This is a genomic window from Cohnella ginsengisoli (assembly GCF_029525555.1).
In the GTDB taxonomy this organism is placed as follows: Bacteria; Bacillota; Bacilli; order Paenibacillales; family Paenibacillaceae; genus Cohnella; species Cohnella ginsengisoli.
This window is the reverse complement of the sequence record NZ_JAPDHZ010000006.1, coordinates 47,098-68,928: the sequence shown is the minus strand read 5'-3', so window position 1 is coordinate 68,928 and position 21,831 is coordinate 47,098. Positions and strand designations below refer to the sequence as shown.

Genomic DNA, 21,831 nt, shown 5'->3' with positions numbered 1-21,831 from the left:
TGCGGTCGTCATCGTCGTCGTCCCTGTAGTGCCATTCATTATACTCCGCGCGCACCTCGCGAACGTCGCTCATCAGCTTATCAAGCTCCCCCGCGGTCCAGCCAGACGCCCTTGCAGCTCGGACAAACGTCGATCAGAATGCCATTTTTCTCCACTTCGCGCATGCGCGAATCCGCGCAAATCGGACAATTCAACTTGATCTGCCTCCTTTGCCTGTTTTCCTCTATTACGGATGAATGCGCTGCCGGTTGCAAGTCGCGGCGCGGCGCACTTTTTCTTCATAAAAACATCGCGCGACCTCTAACACTTTGATTGGAAGATGTCGATAAACGTATTACCGTGTCGCTGGAAGGGCCCTCTTCCGCTTCTACAAGAATCTATTAGATATTCGGGGTGCGAATGGCATGAAAAACACAACTGTGATCGGCCTGATCCTTGGTTTCGTCTCATTGATCGTAGGGATGATCCTCAAGGGCGCGCCGCTAGGCTCATTAATCAGCAATCCCGCCGCTTACGTCATCATCGTGGTAGGTACGATCGCGTCCGTCTGCATGGCCTTCCCGATGCGCGATCTCGCGAAGGTCCCGAAGCTGTTCAAGCTCATCTTCTCCGAGCCGAAGCTACTCTCCCGCCAGGAAGTCATCGGCATGTTCGTCGACTGGGCGTCGATCACGCGCCGCGAAGGTCTGCTGGCGCTTGAAGCCCGCGTCGAAGAGATCGAAGATCCCTTCCTGAAAAGCGGCATGCGCATGATCATCGACGGCAACGATCAGGACTTCGTGCACGACGTGCTGCTCGAAGATATCTCGGCGACCGAGGACCGGCACAAATCCGGCGCCCTGATCTTCTCGCAGGCCGGCATGTACGCGCCGACGCTCGGCGTGCTCGGGGCCGTCGTCGGCCTGATCGCCGCGCTCGGACACCTTGAGGACATGGGCGAGCTCGCCCATGCCGTCGCCGGCGCTTTCGTCGCGACGCTCCTCGGTATTTTCACCGGTTACGTCCTCTGGCACCCGATCGCCAACAAGCTGAAGCGCATGTCGAAGCGCGAAGTGCAGCTGAAGCTGATGATGGTCGAAGGACTCCTCTCCATCCAGTCCGGCGTATCGACGACGGCGATCCAGCAGAAGCTGTCCGTCTTCCTGACGCCGACCGAGCGTGTGGCCATGGCCGAGAAGGGAGATTCGGACCGTGAGCAAAAAGCATCGGCATGAAGAACACGAGGAGCATCCGGACGAATCCTGGCTGCTCCCCTACTCCGACCTCATGACGTTGCTGCTCTCTCTGTTCATCGTGCTTTACGCGGCGAGCTCGGTCAACGTCTCCAAGCTTGAGGAGCTCAGTCAGGCGTTCAAGACCGCTTTCTCCTCCGGCATCAGCATCCTGGACAAGTCCGCCGCCGTTCAGAGCGATGCGAACGACCTGGGCAAGCGGCAGCGCGAAGAAAAAGCCGATACGAACAAAGATAAAGAATCGTTGACGCGGACGGAGCAGAGCAATCGTCAGACGCTCGCCAAGCAGGAGCAGGAGAATCTGGAGAAGCTGAAAAAGCAGCTCGACCAGTACATCAAGAAGGGCGGCCTATCGAGTCAGCTCGAGACCAACCTGAACCAGTCCCAGCTCATGATCACGATCCGGGACAACGCGCTTTTCCCGTCCGGCACCGCCGACGTGAAGCCCGAAGCCCGCAAGCTTGCCGTCGCGATCGGCAACATGCTGAAGGCTTATCCCGACTACGAGATCATCGTCTCCGGGCATACGGACAACCAGCCGATCAACACGTTCGAGTTCGCTTCGAACTGGGAGCTGAGCTCCAAGCGCGCGATTAACTTCATGAAGATTCTGCTGGAGAACCAAGCGTTCGATCCGCGCAACTTCAGCGCGATCGGCTATGGCGAATACCGCCCGCTCGACTCGAACGACACCGATGCCGGCCGATCGAAAAATCGCCGCGTCGAGGTCTCGATCCTTCGCAAATACACGGACAACACGACGGAGAGCATGCAGCTGGATGCGATCGCGCACGAAGCCTCCGCCATCAACGTGAACTGAATGCTCAAGTCCCCTTCAGTCTTCGGACGGAAGGGGATTTTTATGTATAGGACCCTTCCCAAGTCGCAGCGCCTCCTGGCGCTATCCTGCATAAGTGTATGATCCAAGTCCTGGATGGCGGCTTTTTGCGATCGATCGCGCAAAAGTGCACGGTTGCTCGCCTCTTTGAGCGAGGTCCAGTAGGTTTGGAGTCAAAATCCGGCACTTTTGCGCGATAGGCGGAACGACGAGAGGGTGCTGATCTCGATCGTGCACTTTCGCTTTTGCATGATTGCTGATCCGGGATTTGAGGCTTCATCCCAGATTCAGCGGTTTAAGGTGATGGTCAAGCCTTTGCGATAGACATATCCAGGCAAGCCTCGTCACTTATAATCGATGGATGATGTACCCTTTGCTGTACTTTCTTTCAGTCCGCCTTCTCCTCTGCCTCAGGCGCCGCTTGCTCCGGGCGCTTCAGCACCGCGCCTTCCTCCCATCTCCGCAGCAAGCTCGCGAGCTCCGCCCAGGTCACCGCCCTGCCTGCCGCCGGCGCCGGCCCCTGCACCAATCCGCGCGCGAGCAGCCATTGCAGCTCCGCTCCGTCCGCCGCTATCTCTCCCGTGCGCGACGCTTCCTGCTGCGCTTCGCCGTCAACCCTCTTTTCCGCGCCGCCTACGCCAAATGCACTGCTGTTCATTCGGCTCTCTCCTCCTTTGCCTGCCCACTCCAGCATTCGCCGCCAGATCGCGACCGTACCGCTGCCGTCCTTGCGCGCCGGGTGAATGACGCCGTCCAGGTCCTCCCAATAGGTCCACTTCCGATAGACGCCCGGACGCCCCGTGACGCTCTCCGCCTGCCCATTCCCTTGCACGAACCGTTCGGGAGAGGTATATCGTGCGAGCCGCAGCATATGCGCTTCGACCGCCTGCTCGAGCGCCTCCCCCTGGAAGCCGGCACGGCTCCAGCCCGACGCCGCTAGGCCGGACCCGCCTGCAGCTGCCCAGTTCAGGCCCTCCTCGCCCCTGCCTCGCCAAGCGTTCGTCTCGTGCACGGCGTGGCAAAACGCCAAGTCCCCGCGCAAGCCATGCCGCTCGCCCGCCGCGAGATAGCGCTCGGCCAGATCCGGCGCTTCGGGATTGCGCCTAGCGACGTATCCTTGCATCTCCTCGGCCGTGCAGCGCGCAGCGCCGAGTATCGGCGTCTTGCCCGCCGGCGTCAGATCGGTCGCCTGACGGAACCGTTCCGTCCATCCCCTTTTTCTCAATCCGCATGCCTCCTCCTCCGCTCCCGGCCAGGGCGGCTCGTCTACATGCTATGTATATTCGCGTCCAGCCTCTCATTTGAACTTCTTTTGCACTCTGTTACAATAAAAATCAGTTATACCCACACCCTTGTACAACATGTGAATAACTCTGTGGAAAAGCCCGTAGTTATCCACATAACTATACACACCATGTTAACAACGAATGCATGTTCGCGGGATGAGCGAGAGGAGAACTAGGTACGTGACGGAAGACGAGAGATGGATGCTGGAAGCGATCAAGCAGGCGGAGATGGCGGAAAAACTGGGCGAGGTGCCGATCGGCGCGGTCGTCGTCAAGGAGGGGCGAATCGTAGGAGCAGGGTACAACCTGCGGGAGACGAGCCTGGATCCGACTTCTCATGCGGAGATGGTCGCCATACGGCAAGCCAGCGACTCGCTGGAAGCGTGGCGCCTGCTGGGCTGCACGCTGTACGTGACGCTCGAGCCCTGTCCGATGTGCGCCGGCGCGATTCTCCAGTCCCGCGTCGAGCGGGTCGTGTACGGCGCCCCGGATCCAAAGGCGGGCTGCGTAGGCACGCTGATGGATCTGCTGCAGGACGCGCGCTTCAATCATCGGGCCGAATGGACCTCCGGCGTCCTTCAGGAACAGTGCGCAGACTTGCTCAGGCATTTTTTCAGGCGGCTTCGGTCAAGAAAGTGAAGGCGGCGTCTCTTCGTCGGACTTGGCCTCGGACTTCTTCAGGCTTTGCTCTTCCATATGCATGCGCTGCAGCTGGACGATGAGGCGATCCGCCTCTTCGCTGACGGCGACGATCTCGGGGTCGGTCAGCTTGTCCATCTGGGCGGCCATCTCGCACAGTCTGCGCTGAAGCTGCTCGAGACGATAGATTAATGGGTGGGGATCCAATGCGCCTCCGCCCCTTTCTGTGGGAATCGCTAAGATGCATAGCAGTCTTGCAGCCGTGCGTATGAGTATACTTATTATAAAGGAAGAAGTTTTCGATTAATGTTGAATAATGTCGAGCAAAACGAGTTAATTTCCCTTATTTTTTGACATCCATACTTTTGCAAAAAGTTACATCTGCTGCAGACACGGAGAAAGGAGCGCGAGCATGAGTCGACATCTTCTGCTGGTCGAGGACGACGCTTCCCTGCATCGCGGCATCGAATTCACGCTGGTGCAGGAGGGCTTCGGCGTGACCGGCGTCTATAATCTGGCAGATGCCAGGTCTGCGGCGGCCGGACGCGAGCGTCCCTTCGACCTGATCGTGCTGGACGTCCAGCTGCCGGACGGGAGCGGCTTCGACTTCTGCGCGGAGCTTCGCGCGGCGCGGGACGCGACGCCGATCGTGTTCCTGACCGCGAGCGATACGGAGCTGGACGTCGTGCGGGGACTCGATCTGGGCGGAGACGACTATATTACGAAGCCGTTCCGGCTGCGCGAGTTTCTGTCGCGGATTCATGCGGTGCTCAGAAGGAGGGGCCCGAGCCTAAGCCCGAGTCCCGCTGCGGCTGCGGACGAGCCTGCGCTGGCGTCGGGCAACTTGCGGCTGCACGCCGCCGAGATGCGGCTGCTCAAGGACGGGAGCGAGGTGGCGCTCAGCGTGACGGAGTTCAGGCTGCTGTCGCTGCTGATGACCCATCCGCGCGCCATCCTGTCCAAGGAGCAGATCCTGCGGCAGCTGTGGCAGCACGACGGTGCGTTTATCGACGACAACACGGTCGCCGTCAACGTCCGCAGGCTCCGGGAGAAGATCGAAGACGACCCCCAGCAGCCGCAAAAAATCGTGACCGTGCGCGGCGCGGGGTACAAATGGAACGGTTGAGGGGCGATCGCACAGCGGGAGGACGCGGGGGCGAGAATTGTGAAGCGGACGGACGCGGAGTCGACGACCGCACAGCGGGAGGTCGCGAATCGGTCGCAACCGCCGCGCCTTTGCAGGACAAGCCTGTCCGCTCCTTCAAGCCCGGATGGCGGCGCATGTGGCGCAGCGCGGGCGTCCGGCGGCTGGCCGTCATCTTCCTGCTGGCCTTCGGGACGGCCGCGATCCTGCTGTGGGCGTACTCAGCGTACAGTGCCGACCGGCTGAGCAAGGAATGGATCGCCCGGGAGACGGCGGCTCTCGGCGCGCTCGCGGCGCGCGATCCTGCGCTCGCCGAAGCGTGGGCCCAGCAGCTCGGGGCGGGCGACGCCACGCCAGCGGAAGCCGCGCTCGGGCGCGAACTCGCCGCGCGCTACGGCATCGACGGCGAGCTGGACGCCGCGCTGGTCCCGCTGGCCGAGCGGCGGCGCTCGCGCGAGTGGCCGCTGCTCGCCGCCGGCGTCTTCGGGCTGCTCGCCTCGCTGCTGCTCGCCCTGCTGCGCGAATCGCGCCTGCAGCTGGCCGAAGTGCGCGGCCTCGCCGGCTCGCTGGAGTCGGCCGTCAAGGAGAATCGACCGATGAAGTTCCGCATCTACGCCGAAGGCGAGCTGGGGCTCCTGGCGCATCAGGTCCAGGAGCTGTCGCTGCGCCTGCAGGAGACGATCGCGCAGCTGAACCGGGACAAGGACTTCCTCCGCGACACGATCGCGGACATCTCCCATCAGCTCAAGACGCCGCTCGCCTCGCTCACCGTCTATGTCGAGCTACTGCAGGGAGGCGGGGTCGGTCCGGCGGAGCAGGATGAATTCCTGCGGACATGCGCGCGCGAGCTGGAACGCATGGAATGGCTCATTCAGACGCTGCTGAAGCTCGCCAGGCTGGAGGCGGGCAGTCTCCCGATGCAGCTCGAGCGGGCGCCGATCGCCGAGACGGTGCGGGCGGCGACCCATTCGATCGGCCGCCTTGCCGAGGAGCGCCAGGTCCAAATACGCTTAGAAGGGCCGGTCGAGCCGGTCCACGTACCGCACGATCCGAGGTGGCTCCCGGAGGCGCTCGCCAATCTGGTCAAGAACGCGGTCGAGCACAGCCCGCCGCAAGGCATCGTCACAGTCGCTTGGGAGACGACGCCGATTTTCATCCGCCTGCGGGTGACCGACCAAGGGGCCGGGATCGACGCGCGGGACGAGCCGCATATTTTCAAAAAATTTTACCGCGCCTCATCCGGCAACGCAGGCGGCAGCGGCGTCGGGCTCGGCCTTCCGCTCGCCAAGACGATCGCGGAGCGCCACGGCGGGATGCTGGCTGCCGGCAGGGCCGAAGAAGGCGGCACGGTCTTCACCCTGACGCTGCCCCTCGCGCAGCTGCCCGGATCGTAGCTTCCTTACAGATCTGTAAGCGGCCGCGCCTTCCCCTGTAAGGTTGAGCCTCTATACTGAACCTCGTGAACGGAAAGACCGCAATCGCGAGGAAAGGATGATCCGCCCCCATGAACGTCATTGAAGCTGCCGGACTCTCCAAGTCTTACGGCAAAGACAGCACGCTCGTCGAAGCGCTCAAAAACGTATCGTTCTCCATCCCCCCAAGGGGAGTTCGTCGCCATCGTCGGCGCCAGCGGCTCGGGCAAGAGCACGCTGCTGCACCTGCTCGGCGGCCTCGACCGGCCGACCGGCGGCGCCGTCCGCATCGACGGCGAGGATCTCTACGCCTTGAAGGAGTCGCAGCGCGCGGTATTCCGCCGGCGCAAGATCGGCTTCATTTTCCAATCGTACAATCTCATCCCCGTCTTGAACGTCGAAGAGAACATCACGCTTCCGCTTCTGCTCGACCACAGGCAGCCCGACCGAGCCTACGTCAGCGAGCTGATCGATACGCTCGGTCTCGGGGAACGCCGCAAACATCTGCCCTCCGAGCTGTCCGGCGGCCAGCAGCAGCGCGTCGCGATCGGCCGTGCGCTCGCTTATCGTCCCGCCATCGTGCTCGCGGACGAGCCGACCGGCAACCTCGACAGCGCCAACGGGCGCGAGGTGCTCGAGCTGCTGAAGCTGGCCGTGCGCCAATTTCACCAGACGGTCGTGATCATCTCGCACGACATGAACGTCGCCGCCGAAGCCGACCGCGTGCTGCGCATGCAGGACGGGAAGCTCGTCAGCGACAGCCGCGGAGGCGTGGTCCAATGAACGGCTACGGCGCACTCGCGGGCAAGTACCTGAAGCAGCAGAAAAGACGCACCGTGCTGACGATCGTGGGCATCCTCCTCTCCGTCGCGCTCATCAGCGCGCTCGGCACGATGGGCCAGAGCATGAAGGACAACATGGTCGACAAAACGATCTATGACTATGGCGCCTACCATATCGGCTACGGCGACGCTACGCCCGAGCTGCTGGAGACGCTGCAGCATCATGCGCTCATCAAGCAGGCCGGCGCGATTCGCAAGGGCGAAGTCACGTCGCTCGCGAAGGGCTACAAGCTCGAGCTCGCCGAGGCGACGACCGCCGGCTTCGAGCTGGCGCCGATTCATCTGCTGAAGGGCCGATTCCCTTCGGCGGCGGGCGAAGCCGTCGTCGAGGAGTGGGCACTCGCCCAGCTGCCGGGCGCGCCGGGACTGGGCGGCAAGACCGAGCTCGTGAAGCCGGACGGCACGAAGCAGGCTTATACGATCGTCGGCGTCTTGAACAACCAACGCCTCAATATGACGTACGGCACGGGCGCCGCCTACGCCTGGATGGACGACGCGGCGGTGCTGGCCGACGCAGTACCCGGCACGAACCTATCCGTCGCCGCCGTCTTCAAGCGGGGCGTCGACATCAGCTCGCATCTGCCCGAGTTCGAGAAGCTGAGCCCGAAGACGTTCGGCACGAACGCGCAGCTGCTCGCGCTCAAGGGCGAAACCTCCGACAAGAGCGTGAACCTGTCGCTCATCATCATTTTCAGCGTGCTCATCGGCCTCGTCGTCCTCTCGACGATCGCGGTCATCTACAACGCCTTCAACATCGCCGTGCTCGAGCGCATGCGGCACTTCGGGCTGCTCCGCACGATCGGCGCGACGCCGTCGCAGCTGCGCGGCATCGTCTTCCGCGAGGCGGGGCTGCTCGCGCTGTACGGCATCCCGGCCGGGCTCCTCATCGGCTGCGGCGGACTCTGGCTCGTGCTCGAGGCGATGTCGGCCGCGGGCTTCAACATCCTCACCTTCGACGGCTTCAAGCTCACGCTGCACGCCTGGATCCTCGTCGGCAGCGCGATCGTCGGCCTGCTCGCGGTGATGCTCGCCGCTTGGCTGCCCGCCCTTAAAGCGAGCCGCGTATCGCCGGTCGACGCCGTCAGAGGGACCGGCAATATCGTACGCGACAGCTACAAGCGCGTGAGGCTGCCTTCCGTCCTCCGGCTGGTCGGCATCGAAGGCGACATGGCGTCCAAGAACATCAGGCGCAACCGGTCCAAATTCCGCATCACGGCCTTTTCGATCGTCGTCAGCATTACGTTGTTCATCGTATTCCACTACTTTGCGCAGGAAGCGTTCAAAGTCGTCGTGGACGACTCCCGGGACGACCAGGTCGCTTACCAGCTGCTGTCCGCCTTCACGCAGGCGGAGGACGTACGCCTAGGGAGCCCGGCGCAGGATCTGTTGGATGCCAAGACGATCGCGGACATCGAGGCGCTCCCCGGCGTCGAGCGCGTCTATAGGCGCTATATGATGCCCGACGCGCAAGCCTACCTGCCGAGCGCCGTGCTTAATCGCGATTATCTCTCGAGGTTGGGCGAGGACGTTTTCGCCAAGTCGACGCTCGGCGGCGAAGAGATTCGAATCGTGCCCGCGTACACGACCCTGTACGACGAGGAGCGGATGAAGCAGGCCGAGCCTTATCTCATCGCCGGTACGGCGGATCCGGCCAAGCTGTCCGAGACGAACGGCGTCCTCATCGTGCAGAAGGTCAAGCCCTACATCCAGGCGGAAGATAAGAAATACAATATGGAGCTGGCCAGCCTGGCGGTGGGCGACAAGCTCTCGCTGAACTTCGGGACGCAGGAGCAGCCGTTGATGCGCGAGGTGCGCGTCGGCGGCATTCTGAGCCAAGCGCCGTTCAGTCCGACGACCCTCGGCACCGAGCTGTACGTGATCGGGACGAAGACGACGTACGCCGCCTTGCTGAAGGGGGGTTCCGGCCGAGACGGCGCCGAACGGCACGGCCCTGCGGGGGGCTCGATATTGCGCTGGCCGACGGCGCGGACGGCGCGCCGGTCAAGCAGGCGCTGCAAGCGATTGCCGACAAGGACCCGTCGATTCGCCTCGTCGACTTCTTGGAAGAACAGCGGGAGAGGCGCCAGTTCAATCTCCAGATGAAAATTTTCATCTACGGCTTCCTCGGCGTCATCGCCCTGATCGGCAGCTTGAACATCGTCAACACGGTGCAGACGAACCTCATGCTGCGCCGCCGCGAGTTCGGCCTGCTGCAGGCGGTCGGCATGACGATGGGCCAGCTGCGCCGCATGGCGACGCTTGAAGGCGTCTGGTTCGGCGTCATCGGCGCCTTCTGGGGCCTGCTGCTGGGCATCGGCATCAGCTACTTGCTGTATGACCAGCTGAACAGCATGGAAGGCATGGCGTTCTCCTTCCCGGTGACGGGCGCGATCATCTCCTGCGTCTTCGCGCTCGGCGTCGGACTGCTGTCCGTGCAGGGTCCGCTGCGCAAGATCGCGAAGGCGAGCGTCGTGGAGGAGCTGCGGGAAGAGGCATGACCGCAAAGAATAAGGCAGCGCCCCCGGGCGCTGCCTTATTGACACTTTTGTAGAATGAAAGACGTCATGCTTCATCCTATAAACAGGAAGCGATACTAGCCTTGTCTGGGCGAGTTAGCCGGAAATTCCGTGTTACTGCGGCGGAGCTACATTGGAGGCGGCGAGTTAGACGGGAAATCCGCGTTGCTGGGGCGACCTGACAAAACAAGTGTTAAAAAGCATTTATTTGTCCGAAATGGCCAATATTCGAGCAAATAGTTGCTATAAAGCATTTAATTCGCTTGATTCCCCCCCATTCCGCTCGATTACGCACGATTAGCTGCTTTTTAACACTTATTCCAAAGATCGGTCGGCTGACCGGAGAAATAGTTGCTTTTTAACCGTTATTTCAGATACTTGGCGGGCCAGGGAGAGCGGTAAGGCAAATGGGGGTGTTAGAGCAAGGGGGCTCGGGCATGCAGGTTCGGGCCAAACGGCGGCAGGGTTGGCACGATACTGGTCCAGCGAAGCGGAAGCGGCGGAGCAGCTATATTGCAAGCCGACGGAGCGCATCGAAGCAGCCGCGGAGCCGCCATCCGGCAGGCCATCGGCTCGGCGAAGCAGCCGCGCCACCGTTAGTCGCCACGCGGCGCGGGTCCCGTCGTGCCGCGCGCGATTAGCGCCGTCGGCACAATGACCGCCGGGGCAGGGCCGTCCGGCTCGACGATGAGCCGATCGAGCAGCTCGATCGCGCGGCGGCCGAGCGCCGGCATGTCCTGCCGCACCGTCGTCAGCGGCGGATGCACGACCCGCGCCTCGCTGATGTCGTCGAAGCCGACGATCGACAGCTCGTCCGGCACCGCGACGCCCGCCTCGCGGGCTGCCTGCAGGGCGCCGATCGCCGCCTTGTCCGAGCCGCAGACGACGGCTGTCGGCCGTTCGGGCAGCGCCAGCAGCCGCTGCATCCCGCGGTAGCCGGTCTCATGAGTGAAGTCGCCGATGACGATGCAGTCCAGATCCGGCGACAGGTCAAGCTCGGCCATCGCCTCATGGTAGCCCGCGAGCCGCCGCTCGCCGACGTACGAGCCGGGCAGGCCTGCGATGCATGCGATCCGCCGATGCCCAAACTCATGCAGGTAACGCACGGTGCCTTGCACCGCCTCTTTGTTGTCCGAAGAGATGTAGCCTGCCCGCTTGCCTGTCAGATTCAGGTCGATGAACAAGGTCGGGATGCCCGACGCAACCAGCTTGTCCGCGTCCAGCTCGCCCAATTGAAAGCCGAAGGCGAGCACGCCCTCGACGTTGCGGCTGCGGCAGTGCTGCACGAAGTTGTACTCCGGATGCGCGGACAGCTGTGCGAGGTAGATGAGGTCGTAGCCCCGCTCCTTCAGCGCCTTGTCGATGCCGCCGAGCAGATGCACGAAGAAGGGGTTGGACAAGCCGGAGGTAAGCAGGATGCCGATCGTCATCGATCGCCTGCCGACGAGCGAGCGCGCCGCTTCGTTCGGACGGAACTGCATCTGGGCGACGAGCGCAAGCACCTTCTCCCGCGTGGCCCGGCTTACCGTCGAGTAGTCGTTAAGCACCTTGGATACGGTCGCGACCGACACGCCGGCCGCCTTCGCGATATCGCGTATTGTAGCTGTCATCGTAAGCCCCCCGCCTTGCTGCGCGCCCAACCGGGCTGAATCGTTGTCCCTACCATAACGCGAAGCGGCGTTTTTGGCAATCGGAATACGGTTCGTTTTCGCCCGCTTCAAGGTCGAATTTCGTTTTGGCTCTCCGACGGGATTGTGCTATAATGAGATTTGCTGTGGCCCCGTAGCTCAGTGGATAGAGCACACGTTTCCTAAACGTGGTGTCGGATGTTCGAGTCATCTCGGGGCCGCCAGTTTAATCACTCACAAATGCCCGCAGGCTGCCGGATCGTTCCGGCAGCCTGTTTTATATTCGCACCCGCTCGCCCTCGCTCAGCGGCTCCTCGCTCTCGACGATCATCCGATCGCCTTCGAACAGGCTGCCGGCGACGGCGGACATGCCGTCGCCCGTCTCTTTGACGGAGACCGATCTGCGCGAGGCATAGTAGGCGTTGCCCAGCGGCCCCTGACGCTCTTCGATTACGAGCACGTAGGCGCCGTCCCCGTCCCGGTGGATCGCCGCGCTCGGCACGAGCATCGTATCCGTCTCCGAGGCTTCCTTCTCGAGATGGACCTTGATCGTCTCGCCGCCGCGAATCGAGGCGTCCGTCAGCTTGACGACGATCCGGTAGCCGGGCACAGAAGCGGTTCCAGCGCCATCTTCCACATCCCCGCCTCCGCTCACGGCCGTCTGGGCCCGATGGAGAAATCTTACACCATTCTAATTGGGGCAGCCAGTATGCCTCACACGTGTATCAAAAGCAGTTCCAGGTTTACGCCATGACCGGCAGCATGCCCATAAAGGCAACGGCAACGATAATGCTTGCAGTGAATTTTTTCACACCATCATTAAACAGAACTGATTGATCTAAACAAGTACGCGACCCGTGCACAAGCTGAGAAAAGCATCTTTGAGTACATCGAAGTCATCTACAATAATTAGTGCATTCATTCGTCGATTGGCTGCACCACTCCAAGCCATTTTGAGCATCAATACGACTTAAAAGTGATAAACCGATTAAGTTGGTGACTGCTATTTTTTCTCCTTGATGCGGTAGTTCTCCCCCTTGATTTTAACGGTGCTGGAGTGCTGGAGGAGGTGATCTAGCATAGCTTTCACCAAAGATATCGCCCCAGGCGCCAAACGTCTTCTTCGACGTAAGCTGAATCGAGCCGCGCTCATAGCACTCGGAACCGATCTGGAAGAAGAAGTGGGAAGCGGTCTCGTCCAACGTCCAGTACCCGATCTCATCGATAATAAGCAGTTCGGTCTTGATGAACATTCACCTTGCTCACTAAGTGTTCGATTTGGGTATTTTCGCTTAAATTTCTGTCTCAAGCTATATTAAGATCTTGAATGTAACAAACTTCCTAGGTTAAATGAATTCTCAATCTGATTGAAGAAGATATTGCTAATATTTAACACATCTTTAATATTTAACAAACATACTTTCGATAACATACTCGACGTAGGTTATTTCCCCAAATGCGGGAGAAAGGGGATCAATTAGATAGGTTGGTTCGAAGATAATGACGTGCGAAATTTTCCATTTCTGAGGGGTAAACTGATGACAAAGAAGATGATTAAAACCGGAATGTTATTAATTTTTATTTTTTGTTTGTTGGCATCTTTGGCGGAGGCCAACAACAAGGCGAGTGCGGAAAGTCAGGATACGTTGGAGAACCAACTGGATAGTACACAAGATATTTCCTTAGAAGATGCGCGAAATCAAAAAGAAGCTAGACTTGAAGAACTTAGTCAAGATTTAGCCGCGCTTAGAATTCGTGCATCATTGTTAGCTGATAAAACGACAGCTAAAGACATTGAGAAATTAGAAAACGAATTGAATATCAAAAAAAACGAAAGTCCTCTTACAATCGGTTTCAAGTAGTAAAAATAAACCAAAGGAAAGCGATGGGCAGAGTATCAAAGATGCTGAGAGTACTTTGCTTCGCTTATCAAACTTGGAATATCAATATACAAAGTATATAAATCAATACCAATCCTTGCTACTTATTGCTAAGGCATCATCAATTGATATCAGCAATTACGAGGCTAATACTGAATTAATGGTTTCGAGTAATGATTATGATCAGATACAAATAAACGCACCATTGGATGTGAATGTTCCTTCTAACGGAAAAGTAGTTAAGTTCTGCGCTCCATTAACGGGAACATACAAGATTTCTACTTCTTCTTATGGTGGTTCTTCAAGTTCAGGTATTGTGGACACTGCATTATGGGTCTATCAGGACAGTGAACTGATGTATCAATTAGCATTCAATGATGATAGTGACACATCTAGTCTTTTCTCAAAGATTTCTTTATTTATGGATCGTGGCAGTTGTTATTACATTAAAGTTAGAAGCGCTGGTGACTGGATAGGCCAATCCATCTTTGCTAGGTTAACTGTGGAATTGGAGAATCCAAATGTTATTAAAAACTTATCTGTAAATGGCTCTATTGACGTATCCACTAGTACCGGCGACTATTTTAAATTCACGCCTACAGAAAGCGGATACTACACAGTCTTTACTGGATTTTATGGAAGGGGAACTCAATCAAACGATACGATGCTGTATCTTTATGACAATGCAAACCTTAGCGATAGTAACTTAATTGCCTATAATGACGATGTGGGAACAGGAGATGAACTTCATTCGTTCTCCGCCGTGACCTATCCAATGAGTGCGGGCAAAACCTATTACGTGGTTCTTAAGGGATATGAGTCTTCTGCTGTTTATGCCAGAATAACGCTAATAATGGGCGGAAGGGACTTGTATGAATTCAATAATGATCATAGCACGGCGTATCCAATTGTATTTAATCATATTTACAAGGCGCTTCTTTCGCGTTCTGATTGGGAAGAAACTTATGGAGAATCCGATCATTTTATTATTAATTCTCAATTAGATGGGTATGCGTATTTTTCTTTAAAAATACCGGAGGGGCAGTTGTACAACATAAGAATATATGAGAAGAAGCAGTCTCTAGTTCAACTCATGGATCTGAGCAATAAGTCAAATGTTATAGAAACCTCCTTTAAAACCAAAAAAGGGATATCAGTATCTTGTTTCAATTCAGCAATACAATGCAAATCTTGATCCTAATGCTTTTTATACCTTTCGATTAACTCAGAATCAGAAATATGCTTATACTTATACAACTTTGGGGAGAATCAATACTCAATCCTACGAGCAGGGGCTGTACAAATATACGATTAATTTCAACTTTGATAACAATGGTAATTTAAAAAAGCAAAACCATAACAAAATCAGAAATTTTACGATAACGTTGCCCTGTTTTTAAATTTGTTGATAACGAAGGATTATCGGGAGGAATAAATGTTGTCGAGGAAAAAATTATTTAAACATATAGCATTAGCCCTTAGTATAGTTTTATTACTTCAGAATTTCCAAGTAGGAAAGGCCGAAGGAATAAGTCTGTCACATGAGTCACTATCTGAGAATTCTCTGTTCACACCTGATATGAAAGTATCTTTATCTGAAGATTTTCGGTCAGACTCAATACTTCTAAATCAAGAAAAAGCATGGATTAATCAAGAGCTGGATAGTAGATTATCGCATGGACAGCAGCGAAATGCCGAGACATTGCAAATGGAGCAGGAAATACAGCAGGAACAACCCTCATTGCAGGAATCGGAGCGAGATCGAGATCTTACTGAACGGATTACTCGAATTAAGAACATGGAACTGGAACAAGCCTGGGCCAAACAAAACGAGGAAAGCGCCAATCGCAGTATTGAAACATTAGCGGAAGAATTGAATCTCGAGCCAGCTTTCATTCAAGAACTGCTGGACAGCGGAAAAACATTAGAAGAGATTGAGCGAGAACGGCGTAAGCCAAAGGATAGTCTATTGGATGAAACACTCCCTTTATTCAGTAATAGAGGGTTGTCTGTCCTGGATTCAGTGTACAACGACACATCTGTCAGCAATTCTGTATACGCAGTCTTGGATGAGGCTGCCGAGCAAATGATATCCGATGCACCGGATGTCGATTTAACAGTGGTCAATACGTTTCGCGAACGTGGATTGCCTCCACAGCCGGAAGAACCCAAGCTGGATATGCTTAAGGTCAAGCTGGATGAAGCTCCTTATCGGGTCGAAGTGGATGAGGAAAGTGTGTCTACCGTTAGTGGATCGTTGTCTTTGACAGAAGATGACCTGACTTTGCCAGGACGAGGCGGTCAAGGGTTCACACTTACAAGATCTTATGACTCCGGTTCTTCTCAGTTGTTCGACATGGATGTCGATGCAAATAGCGTTGACTATTACGATTATTATGCCGTCATTAATTATGATGCTCCTGTGTATGAGACCAGATATACAATAACGTACAACACTCATGTTCTAGTCAATAAGTATAAATGCAACACTGGCGAATTTGTGACAACGACAGAAGATTACTATTCGCCAGTTACACCAATAACTGAGATGTACACCACAAGCGCGGTGAGAGATTATTACTTCAACACGCTCTCTGTCAATTCTCAATCAGCGCCTTCTAGCTGCTCCCAAGGATTTTATTACATATATAAATACTTCTTTAGCGGTACTACAGGCACCGCAACTGTGAATGTAGGTACTGAATCATATAGCGATTATATGGGTCCTTATGTGAGTATGTCACAGGCGCAGAGTGTTGCCGCGAGTTACAGTGCCGGGCAATCTTATAGCGGTGGAACCGTTACAGGCACAGGAATTGACAGTGACTATGTGGGTTCATCGACTTGGTATATGAATGCGTTAAAAGAAGCGGATACAGACAAGCGTTTCCCGATCGGCAAGGGTTGGACTTGGGATATTCCATATCTGACCTTTGAGGGCGGCACGTATCTCCACATGGCAGGTGGAGGTACCTATAAGGTGGAAAACGGGCTCCTGAAAGGATACCCATGGAAGGATTTAACCTTGGCTGTTAATACCAGCGTTACCGTAAACGGTGTGGCCTCCGCTCAGGAATTGATCTCGATTACAGGTGATAAAACCTATTTTAGTGCCGATGGCCGGGTTATTCAGATGAGCGATGCCTACGGCAACAACACACAATTCATGTATTCAAACATTAGCCCGTATGGAACCGTACTTACTAAAATTTCGGATGCCATCGGTAACAGTATAAACATTGCTTATACCACCTCTCAGGTGACTTTGACGATGGGAGACCGGGTAGTCACATACAATAAAACGATCGATCATGGCAAAGAATTGCTTACTCAAGTCGTTGACCAGATGAATCGTACGACAACCTATAGTTATGACGTTAAATCTGCTTTTTTCAGTCTGCTCGATACTAACCCTGTAACCGATAATCCATACGCCCTTTTAAGATTTGTAACACATCCGACCGGAGCCCAAACTGAGTATATTTATGATGCAACACCAATTACCAGATATACGGGGCCAAACTCTGCAAATCAAGTGTTCCGCGTAAAGGAACGCAAAGATTACGTTGATCCCCCTGCCGCAACCAACGTTGCTGTCTTTATTTATCCGAGTGATATGGGAAGCTCCTACAATCAGGATATAAACTTTTCCACCAAGATTATAAGAGGATCGCTGGAGTCCATTTATACGTATAAGAAGGACTACATCGATGATCAGACCTCTCCGATGATTTACAACACCAAACTGCAAGAATCTGATCTAGTTACTAATCGAATCACGGATAACACCTATGACGAAGTTCGTAAAATTCCGAATCCCATTAGTGTAACTACTTATTATACTAATGGCGCTAGTGAATCATCGCGTATTACGAATTCAACGACGTACGATGATTACGGAAATGTCACTTCTTCCACGGATGCTATGGGTCAAGTGACCACCTACACCTATGATCCGACGACCCATCTGCGGAATGCGGAGAAATGGCCCGTTAAAGGAACGTCGTTCCTTTATGTGTCACTGGTGCGGAATTCGCAGGGAGATGTGACTGATTATCAGTTGAAAAGCAGCGATACAGCCACCGATTATCTGAGCCGAACTTCCTATACTTATGACGCATTCGGCAATGTCACATCTACAATTGATTATGATAACGCTAGACAAGCATTAACCACATTCGAGTATGATCCTACATTCGGTTCGGCGTTTTTAACAAAGCAGACGCTTTATTACAAGGATGTCTACAATACTGCCAAAATCTCCAGTTCAACGGCAACTTATAACAAGCTGACGGGGAACATGACTTCCTTCACTGATGGCGGGGGCAGTAAAACATCCTATGAGCATGACAAGTTGGACCGAATTACTCGCATTGTTAACCCGGACTTTACGACATTTGAGGTTGCTTATAACGACACACTGAACCAAATAACCACCACAAATGAGACTGGGATTCAGACTCGTACAACTTGGGATAAGATCGGCCGGAAAGTAGAATTGGCAGTCAAGGAATCAGGTGTCTTCAAAGCCAAGACTCGAACAGGCTACGATGGAGTTAGTCGTGTCGAATGGGAGGATGATCCTTTAGGGAATAAAGTAGCGTATGCTTATGACGGCTTCGGCAGGATTAAGAAAACGACCAACCCTGACAATAGCTTTAGTTCTGTTGTATATAATGATTTACTAAGCACGGTAACTGACATCGACGAGGAAAACAACCAGGTCGAACGGACGTACGATAAGCTGGGACGAGTGACGCTGGAGAAGGAAGGTAAAAATGGCGTACTTACGCTTAAGCAGGCGAGTGAATACGACCATTCAGGCAATGTCATAAGCACCCAAGACGCATTAGGCAATACAACACAGTTTACGTATGATTTACTGGGACAATTAAGAACGGTGACAACGCCGAATACCGAAGTGTTCACCTATGGTTACGACAAACTAGGCAATCTTACTTCCATACAGTATCCAGGCAATCAGCAAATTCTGAAGATTTATGACGAGACCGGAAGATTGCTAAAAGAAATCGATGAGAGTGGTTTATCAAAAACCATGGTTTATGATCTCGCGGGTAATCTCATCGAAATGACAGACCGAAAAGGCCAGAAGTTCACTTACTCCTATGACAACCGAAACCGATTGCTTCAACGCAGTGGACCGACTTCCTCGGTATCATATACCTACGAGGCGGATGGAAAACGAAAGTCTATGACAGACGCCACCGGAACAACTGGTTACCTGTATGATTCGAATTCGGGTCTGCTCATCAAAAAAACTTTTCCGGATGGAAAAACGCTGACATCGGAATACGATTTAAAGGGCAACCGCACAAAGATCACGGATCTTTATAACCGAGCAACCGTTTACGTCTACGACAAAGTGAATCGGTTGGAGAGTGTAACCAGCAACGGCAGTCAGGTTGCATCGTATACGTATTTGAAGAATGACCGAATTCAAACCGTCAACTACGGGAATGGCATGATCTCGAATTACGGTTACAACGGCTTTGACATGACGAGTTTGAAGCAAAACCAAGCCAGCGGCATGGAAGTAAATAATTATTCATACATTTACGACGATGCTGGCAATTTAAAAACTCGCACTCAGAACGGCATCGCAAATGAATACACCTATGACAAACTCGGCCGGGTGCTGACCAACAGCGAGTTTCAAGAAACCTATACCTACGACCCGCGTGGCAACCGAAGTAGTTTGACCACTTCGGCAGCACCTAATTTTACGGAAGCGATTTATGAATATGATGAATGGAATCGTCTCAAGAAAGCAACTGTAGCTGGGACGGACGCGGTAACCTACAAGTACAACGGGGACGACCAACTTTACGAGCGCACCGAAAACGGTGTAACTACGCGTTATTACTGGGATGAAGATCAAATTGCAGCTGAAGGAACAGTGAGTGGAACAACAGTCACGCCCAAAGCCTCGTATATTTATGGCAATAGCCTTTTGGCTCGAGTCGATGGAGGAGCAACCGCCTCCCGCTCGTATTACTTGCTTAACGGCCACCAGGATGTCGTAGAAATTCGTGACGCGGCAGGAGAAGTAAAAAATAAATACACCTATGATATTTGGGGACGTCCGCTGACCGTAGAAAAGGAGGAAATCAGCAACCCGTTCCGTTATTCATCCGAGTACTACGACAATACCACTGGCCTGTACAGCATGGGACAGCGGTGGTATGATCCGGGTACAGGGCGGTTCCTACAGGAGGATACGTTTGAAGGTGAACTAAAGAATCCCCTGAGTTTGAACCTGTATACGTATGCGCATAACGATCCAAACAGTTTTAGTGATCCGAGCGGTAATTTTGCATTCCTGATTCCAGTTGTAATGTACGTGGCTAAAGTGGCAATTAAGACAGCCGTAGATACCGGAGTGGATTACGCATCAGCAAAGGCAAGCGGTAAAAAAGTTTAATCTGACCAAGTCCGTTACGACGAATTTAGTCAGCAACGCAGTGCCGGGCCTGGGCGAAGCAAAGTCAATAAGTAAGCTGATTAAAGGTGGCAAAGCTGTTATTACCGCCAAGAAGGCGGCTAAGGGAACGGCCAAAGTAATTAATGGTAATAGTAAGGCGAGTAAAAAAGGTTCAGCATGGATATGAAATATCAGAAAAATCGACTGGCGATGTCGTTAAAACTGGTATTAGTGGTCAAAAGCTTAATAAAAATGGTACTTCCCCAAGAGCCAACAGCCAAGTGAACAGATGGAATAAAAAAGATGGTAAAGACAAATATGAAGCAAAAGTTGTTAAACCTAATATCCCAAATAGACAAAAGGCCCTTACATGGGAAAGTCAAAATGCTCAGAGGCTATGGGATAAAGGTAATTCAATGAGTAAACATCAAAGACCACGGCCGTGGGAATGATTGGGAGAGGTTAACATTGTACTTAAAAGAGTTCGACTTAGATTTACCATATATGGAAAATGATAAAAAAATTAGGATGATAATGAACGAGGAAAAATGTCAATACAATGAAGCTACTAAATTAGATTACGAGATGAATTGGAAAGAGATAAGACGCCAGTTTAGATTGGAAACTCGCTGTATTACGGCTATGTATGAACGCTTGTTTAGTAAGATTAAGATAAAAGGTTGTTGGAAAATCCTTGTTGAATGTGTCGAAGACATTACTGATGAAAGGGTGCGTCAATATTCAGGTGTATGTTCAGTACAAGTGAAGTTTAACTTTAATGATTTTTCAAATAATAGCGAAGTTGGGAAGAAAGAAACTACACTTAACCTACTTATGGAAGGGATAGAGAAAATTTCCCAAGAAAATAATTGGGAAATGCAGAAGTTTAGAGAGATAGGTTTGCAAATAGAGGAAGCTCGGTATTTAAACGAATGGCTTTGGAAGAAGGCTATAAAAAAGCCCCGATAAAAATTATAGTGCTAAAGTATTGTGTAAACACTCTGTAAGCAGTATGGATATATTTATATCAATATTTCAACGAGATGGACGAGAAATAGTTTCAAAAAAAAGTTATATCTGAACTACCGGATGAATTTGCATATGCTAAGCATCTGGGTGAACTTAGATGGATTTCAGATTTTGAAGTTGCTCTAATAAATAGAAATGGTGAAGAGAAGGTTTCAGTAACTACCAAATCTTTCGATTGAATTAATACCTTGATAAATGGTGAATCGCTTTATGCCACTCATACTATAAGTAAAAAATGTGAATTCGCTTGTTCTTGTTGCGCCAGCGCAGATATGCCTGAATTGCTGAAGCCAAGTCTTTGTGCTGCCGGAAGTCACTGCCTTCCAAAACGAACTTACGAAGCGGCCCGAAATGGCACTCGATTCGGTTCAGCCAGGAAGCGTAGGTCGGTGTGAAGACCAGTTCCACGTTATTCTCTTTCGCCCACGCTTTGACCTTGTGGTGATGATGAGGAGAAAAGTTGTCCAAGATGATATACAGTCGCTCGGAACGATGATACCGGCGGCGGAGCACATTGAAGAAACGCAAGATGTCGGCATGCTTCTTACTCTTGGAAGAATGACCGTACAGTTGATTCGTCTTTACGTGGAGCGCGGCGAGCAGATGCTTCACACCATGCGGACGAGTGTAGGTTGCGCGAAGCCTTTTGGGCCGGCGCTGCTGAAACCAGCCTTTGCCGCGGTAAGGCTGCAGCGATAACGGTCCAAATTCGTCGACGCAGATTACCCGCCCGTCTTCCGGAGGGCAGTCGTATAGGGCTTCGATTCGTTTTTTTTTAATCTCGAATTCCGAGTCGGTCGATTCCTTCCACGTCTTGGTGTTCTGGTAGGTGATCTTGGCTTCATCGAGAATGACGCGTATGATGGAAGACACGATTTTCTTCTTCTCCGCTGCTTCCTTCAGCTTGGCCAGCGACCAGTGCGTGAAGGGTAACCCCAGCACT

20 protein-coding genes, 1 tRNA gene and 1 pseudogene are annotated in these 21,831 nt (G+C 53.6%); 15 read left to right on the top strand and 7 right to left on the bottom strand.

From position 1 onward, the window contains the following. Nucleotides 1-80: 80 nt before the first annotated feature. Nucleotides 81-194 carry a TFIIB-type zinc ribbon-containing protein gene (locus tag OMP38_RS35160; protein ID WP_338130668.1) on the bottom strand — a complete coding sequence of 38 codons (114 nt, stop codon included), beginning with the start codon at nucleotides 192-194 and terminating at the stop codon, nucleotides 81-83. Nucleotides 195-404: 210 nt separating this feature from the next. On the opposite strand from OMP38_RS35160, the gene motA reads away from it, so the two are divergent. Both motA and OMP38_RS26710 read left to right on the top strand, forming a co-directional pair. Beyond that, nucleotides 405-1,214: a flagellar motor stator protein MotA gene (gene motA, locus OMP38_RS26715; protein ID WP_277567792.1), complete on the top strand. Its 810-nt coding sequence runs from the start codon at nucleotides 405-407 to the stop codon at nucleotides 1,212-1,214. After that, complete coding sequence (locus tag OMP38_RS26710) at nucleotides 1,192-2,052, top strand: flagellar motor protein MotB (RefSeq protein WP_277567791.1); 861 nt, start codon at nucleotides 1,192-1,194, stop codon at nucleotides 2,050-2,052. Before motA ends, OMP38_RS26710 begins: the two co-directional genes overlap by 23 nt. A gap of 406 nt (nucleotides 2,053-2,458) precedes the next feature. Here the strand turns inward: OMP38_RS26710 and OMP38_RS26705 are convergent, their stop codons facing one another. Then, nucleotides 2,459-3,295 carry a hypothetical protein gene (locus tag OMP38_RS26705; protein WP_277567790.1) on the bottom strand — a complete coding sequence of 279 codons (837 nt, stop codon included), beginning with the start codon at nucleotides 3,293-3,295 and terminating at the stop codon, nucleotides 2,459-2,461. Nucleotides 3,296-3,536: 241 nt separating this feature from the next. Between OMP38_RS26705 and tadA the strand changes: the two genes are divergently transcribed. Then, nucleotides 3,537-3,995 carry a tRNA adenosine(34) deaminase TadA gene (gene tadA / locus OMP38_RS26700; RefSeq protein WP_277567789.1) on the top strand — a complete coding sequence of 153 codons (459 nt, stop codon included), beginning with the start codon at nucleotides 3,537-3,539 and terminating at the stop codon, nucleotides 3,993-3,995. On the opposite strand, the gene OMP38_RS26695 is transcribed toward tadA, so the two are convergent. Next, nucleotides 3,984-4,202: an aspartyl-phosphate phosphatase Spo0E family protein gene (locus tag OMP38_RS26695; protein WP_277567788.1), complete on the bottom strand. Its 219-nt coding sequence runs from the start codon at nucleotides 4,200-4,202 to the stop codon at nucleotides 3,984-3,986. The two genes, tadA and OMP38_RS26695, sit on opposite strands and share 12 nt — an antisense overlap. Nucleotides 4,203-4,407: 205 nt before the next feature. On the opposite strand from OMP38_RS26695, the gene OMP38_RS26690 reads away from it, so the two are divergent. From OMP38_RS26690 to OMP38_RS26670, 5 genes and pseudogenes are all read left to right on the top strand, one after another. Beyond that, nucleotides 4,408-5,121 carry a response regulator transcription factor gene (locus OMP38_RS26690; RefSeq protein ID WP_277567787.1) on the top strand — a complete coding sequence of 238 codons (714 nt, stop codon included), beginning with the start codon at nucleotides 4,408-4,410 and terminating at the stop codon, nucleotides 5,119-5,121. 155 nt (nucleotides 5,122-5,276) lie between these two features. Next, a complete protein-coding gene (locus OMP38_RS26685; RefSeq protein ID WP_277567786.1) occupies nucleotides 5,277-6,533 on the top strand; it encodes a sensor histidine kinase in 1,257 nt (418 codons plus the stop codon). A 110-nt stretch (nucleotides 6,534-6,643) separates the two neighbouring features. Further along, nucleotides 6,644-7,334: pseudogene (locus OMP38_RS26680) on the top strand (ABC transporter ATP-binding protein). Further along, complete coding sequence (locus OMP38_RS26675) at nucleotides 7,331-9,496, top strand: ABC transporter permease (RefSeq protein ID WP_277567785.1); 2,166 nt, start codon at nucleotides 7,331-7,333, stop codon at nucleotides 9,494-9,496. Before OMP38_RS26680 ends, OMP38_RS26675 begins: the two are co-directional and overlap by 4 nt. Next, nucleotides 9,493-9,891, top strand: a complete 399-nt coding sequence (locus tag OMP38_RS26670; protein WP_277567784.1) for an ABC transporter permease — start codon at nucleotides 9,493-9,495, stop codon at nucleotides 9,889-9,891. Before OMP38_RS26675 ends, OMP38_RS26670 begins: the two co-directional genes overlap by 4 nt. 614 nt (nucleotides 9,892-10,505) lie before the next feature. Here OMP38_RS26670 and OMP38_RS26665 read toward each other — a convergent pair. Further along, nucleotides 10,506-11,519 (bottom strand): LacI family DNA-binding transcriptional regulator, encoded by a 1,014-nt coding sequence (locus OMP38_RS26665; RefSeq protein WP_277567783.1) that lies wholly within the window; start codon nucleotides 11,517-11,519, stop codon nucleotides 10,506-10,508. Between the two features lie 166 nt (nucleotides 11,520-11,685). On the opposite strand from OMP38_RS26665, the gene OMP38_RS26660 reads away from it, so the two are divergent. Beyond that, nucleotides 11,686-11,761: transfer RNA gene (locus OMP38_RS26660), tRNA-Arg, on the top strand. A 53-nt stretch (nucleotides 11,762-11,814) separates the two neighbouring features. On the opposite strand, the gene OMP38_RS26655 is transcribed toward OMP38_RS26660, so the two are convergent. Then, complete coding sequence (locus tag OMP38_RS26655) at nucleotides 11,815-12,174, bottom strand: efflux RND transporter periplasmic adaptor subunit (protein WP_277567782.1); 360 nt, start codon at nucleotides 12,172-12,174, stop codon at nucleotides 11,815-11,817. Nucleotides 12,175-12,366: 192 nt separating this feature from the next. Between OMP38_RS26655 and OMP38_RS36245 the strand changes: the two genes are divergently transcribed. After that, nucleotides 12,367-12,450: a hypothetical protein gene (locus OMP38_RS36245; protein WP_420869770.1), complete on the top strand. Its 84-nt coding sequence runs from the start codon at nucleotides 12,367-12,369 to the stop codon at nucleotides 12,448-12,450. A 130-nt stretch (nucleotides 12,451-12,580) separates the two neighbouring features. Here the strand turns inward: OMP38_RS36245 and OMP38_RS26650 are convergent, their stop codons facing one another. Beyond that, nucleotides 12,581-12,790: an ATP-binding protein gene (locus OMP38_RS26650; protein ID WP_277567781.1), complete on the bottom strand. Its 210-nt coding sequence runs from the start codon at nucleotides 12,788-12,790 to the stop codon at nucleotides 12,581-12,583. A gap of 285 nt (nucleotides 12,791-13,075) precedes the next feature. Here OMP38_RS26650 and OMP38_RS26645 point away from each other — a divergent pair, with 285 nt between their 5' ends. The 5 genes from OMP38_RS26645 to OMP38_RS26625 all read left to right on the top strand — a co-directional run bounded on the left by OMP38_RS26645 (nucleotide 13,076) and on the right by OMP38_RS26625 (nucleotide 20,828). Further along, a complete protein-coding gene (locus OMP38_RS26645) occupies nucleotides 13,076-13,399 on the top strand; it encodes a hypothetical protein (protein ID WP_277567780.1) in 324 nt (107 codons plus the stop codon). 73 nt (nucleotides 13,400-13,472) lie between these two features. Next, entirely contained in the window at nucleotides 13,473-14,612 is a 1,140-nt protein-coding gene (locus OMP38_RS26640) for a hypothetical protein (RefSeq protein ID WP_277567779.1), read from the top strand. A 240-nt stretch (nucleotides 14,613-14,852) separates the two neighbouring features. After that, nucleotides 14,853-19,859: an RHS repeat domain-containing protein gene (locus OMP38_RS26635; protein ID WP_277567778.1), complete on the top strand. Its 5,007-nt coding sequence runs from the start codon at nucleotides 14,853-14,855 to the stop codon at nucleotides 19,857-19,859. A 143-nt stretch (nucleotides 19,860-20,002) separates the two neighbouring features. Next, nucleotides 20,003-20,311 carry a hypothetical protein gene (locus OMP38_RS26630; RefSeq protein WP_277567777.1) on the top strand — a complete coding sequence of 103 codons (309 nt, stop codon included), beginning with the start codon at nucleotides 20,003-20,005 and terminating at the stop codon, nucleotides 20,309-20,311. 16 nt (nucleotides 20,312-20,327) lie between these two features. Continuing rightward, nucleotides 20,328-20,828, top strand: coding sequence for a hypothetical protein (locus tag OMP38_RS26625; RefSeq protein WP_277567776.1), 501 nt, complete (start codon nucleotides 20,328-20,330; stop codon nucleotides 20,826-20,828). 282 nt (nucleotides 20,829-21,110) lie between these two features. Here the strand turns inward: OMP38_RS26625 and OMP38_RS26620 are convergent, their stop codons facing one another. Continuing rightward, on the bottom strand, nucleotides 21,111-21,830 hold the full coding sequence (locus tag OMP38_RS26620) for an IS630 family transposase (RefSeq protein ID WP_277567775.1): 720 nt from the start codon (nucleotides 21,828-21,830) through the stop codon (nucleotides 21,111-21,113). Nucleotide 21,831 lies beyond the last annotated feature (1 nt).

What these genes read in the sequence shown, in the direction of transcription:
- OMP38_RS26665 (WP_277567783.1), bottom strand. Translation starts at nt 11,519, where the DNA reads ATGACAGCTACAATACGCGATATCGCGAAGGCGGCCGGCGTGTCGGTC.
- OMP38_RS26630 (WP_277567777.1), top strand. Translation starts at nt 20,003, where the DNA reads ATGGTAATAGTAAGGCGAGTAAAAAAGGTTCAGCATGGATATGAAATA.
- OMP38_RS26675 (WP_277567785.1), top strand. Translation starts at nt 7,331, where the DNA reads ATGAACGGCTACGGCGCACTCGCGGGCAAGTACCTGAAGCAGCAGAAA.
- OMP38_RS26650 (WP_277567781.1), bottom strand. Translation starts at nt 12,790, where the DNA reads ATGTTCATCAAGACCGAACTGCTTATTATCGATGAGATCGGGTACTGG.
- OMP38_RS26645 (WP_277567780.1), top strand. Translation starts at nt 13,076, where the DNA reads ATGACAAAGAAGATGATTAAAACCGGAATGTTATTAATTTTTATTTTT.
- OMP38_RS26690 (WP_277567787.1), top strand. Translation starts at nt 4,408, where the DNA reads ATGAGTCGACATCTTCTGCTGGTCGAGGACGACGCTTCCCTGCATCGC.
- OMP38_RS26670 (WP_277567784.1), top strand. Translation starts at nt 9,493, where the DNA reads ATGAAAATTTTCATCTACGGCTTCCTCGGCGTCATCGCCCTGATCGGC.
- motA (WP_277567792.1), top strand. Translation starts at nt 405, where the DNA reads ATGAAAAACACAACTGTGATCGGCCTGATCCTTGGTTTCGTCTCATTG.
- OMP38_RS26635 (WP_277567778.1), top strand. Translation starts at nt 14,853, where the DNA reads ATGTTGTCGAGGAAAAAATTATTTAAACATATAGCATTAGCCCTTAGT.
- OMP38_RS26685 (WP_277567786.1), top strand. Translation starts at nt 5,277, where the DNA reads ATGTGGCGCAGCGCGGGCGTCCGGCGGCTGGCCGTCATCTTCCTGCTG.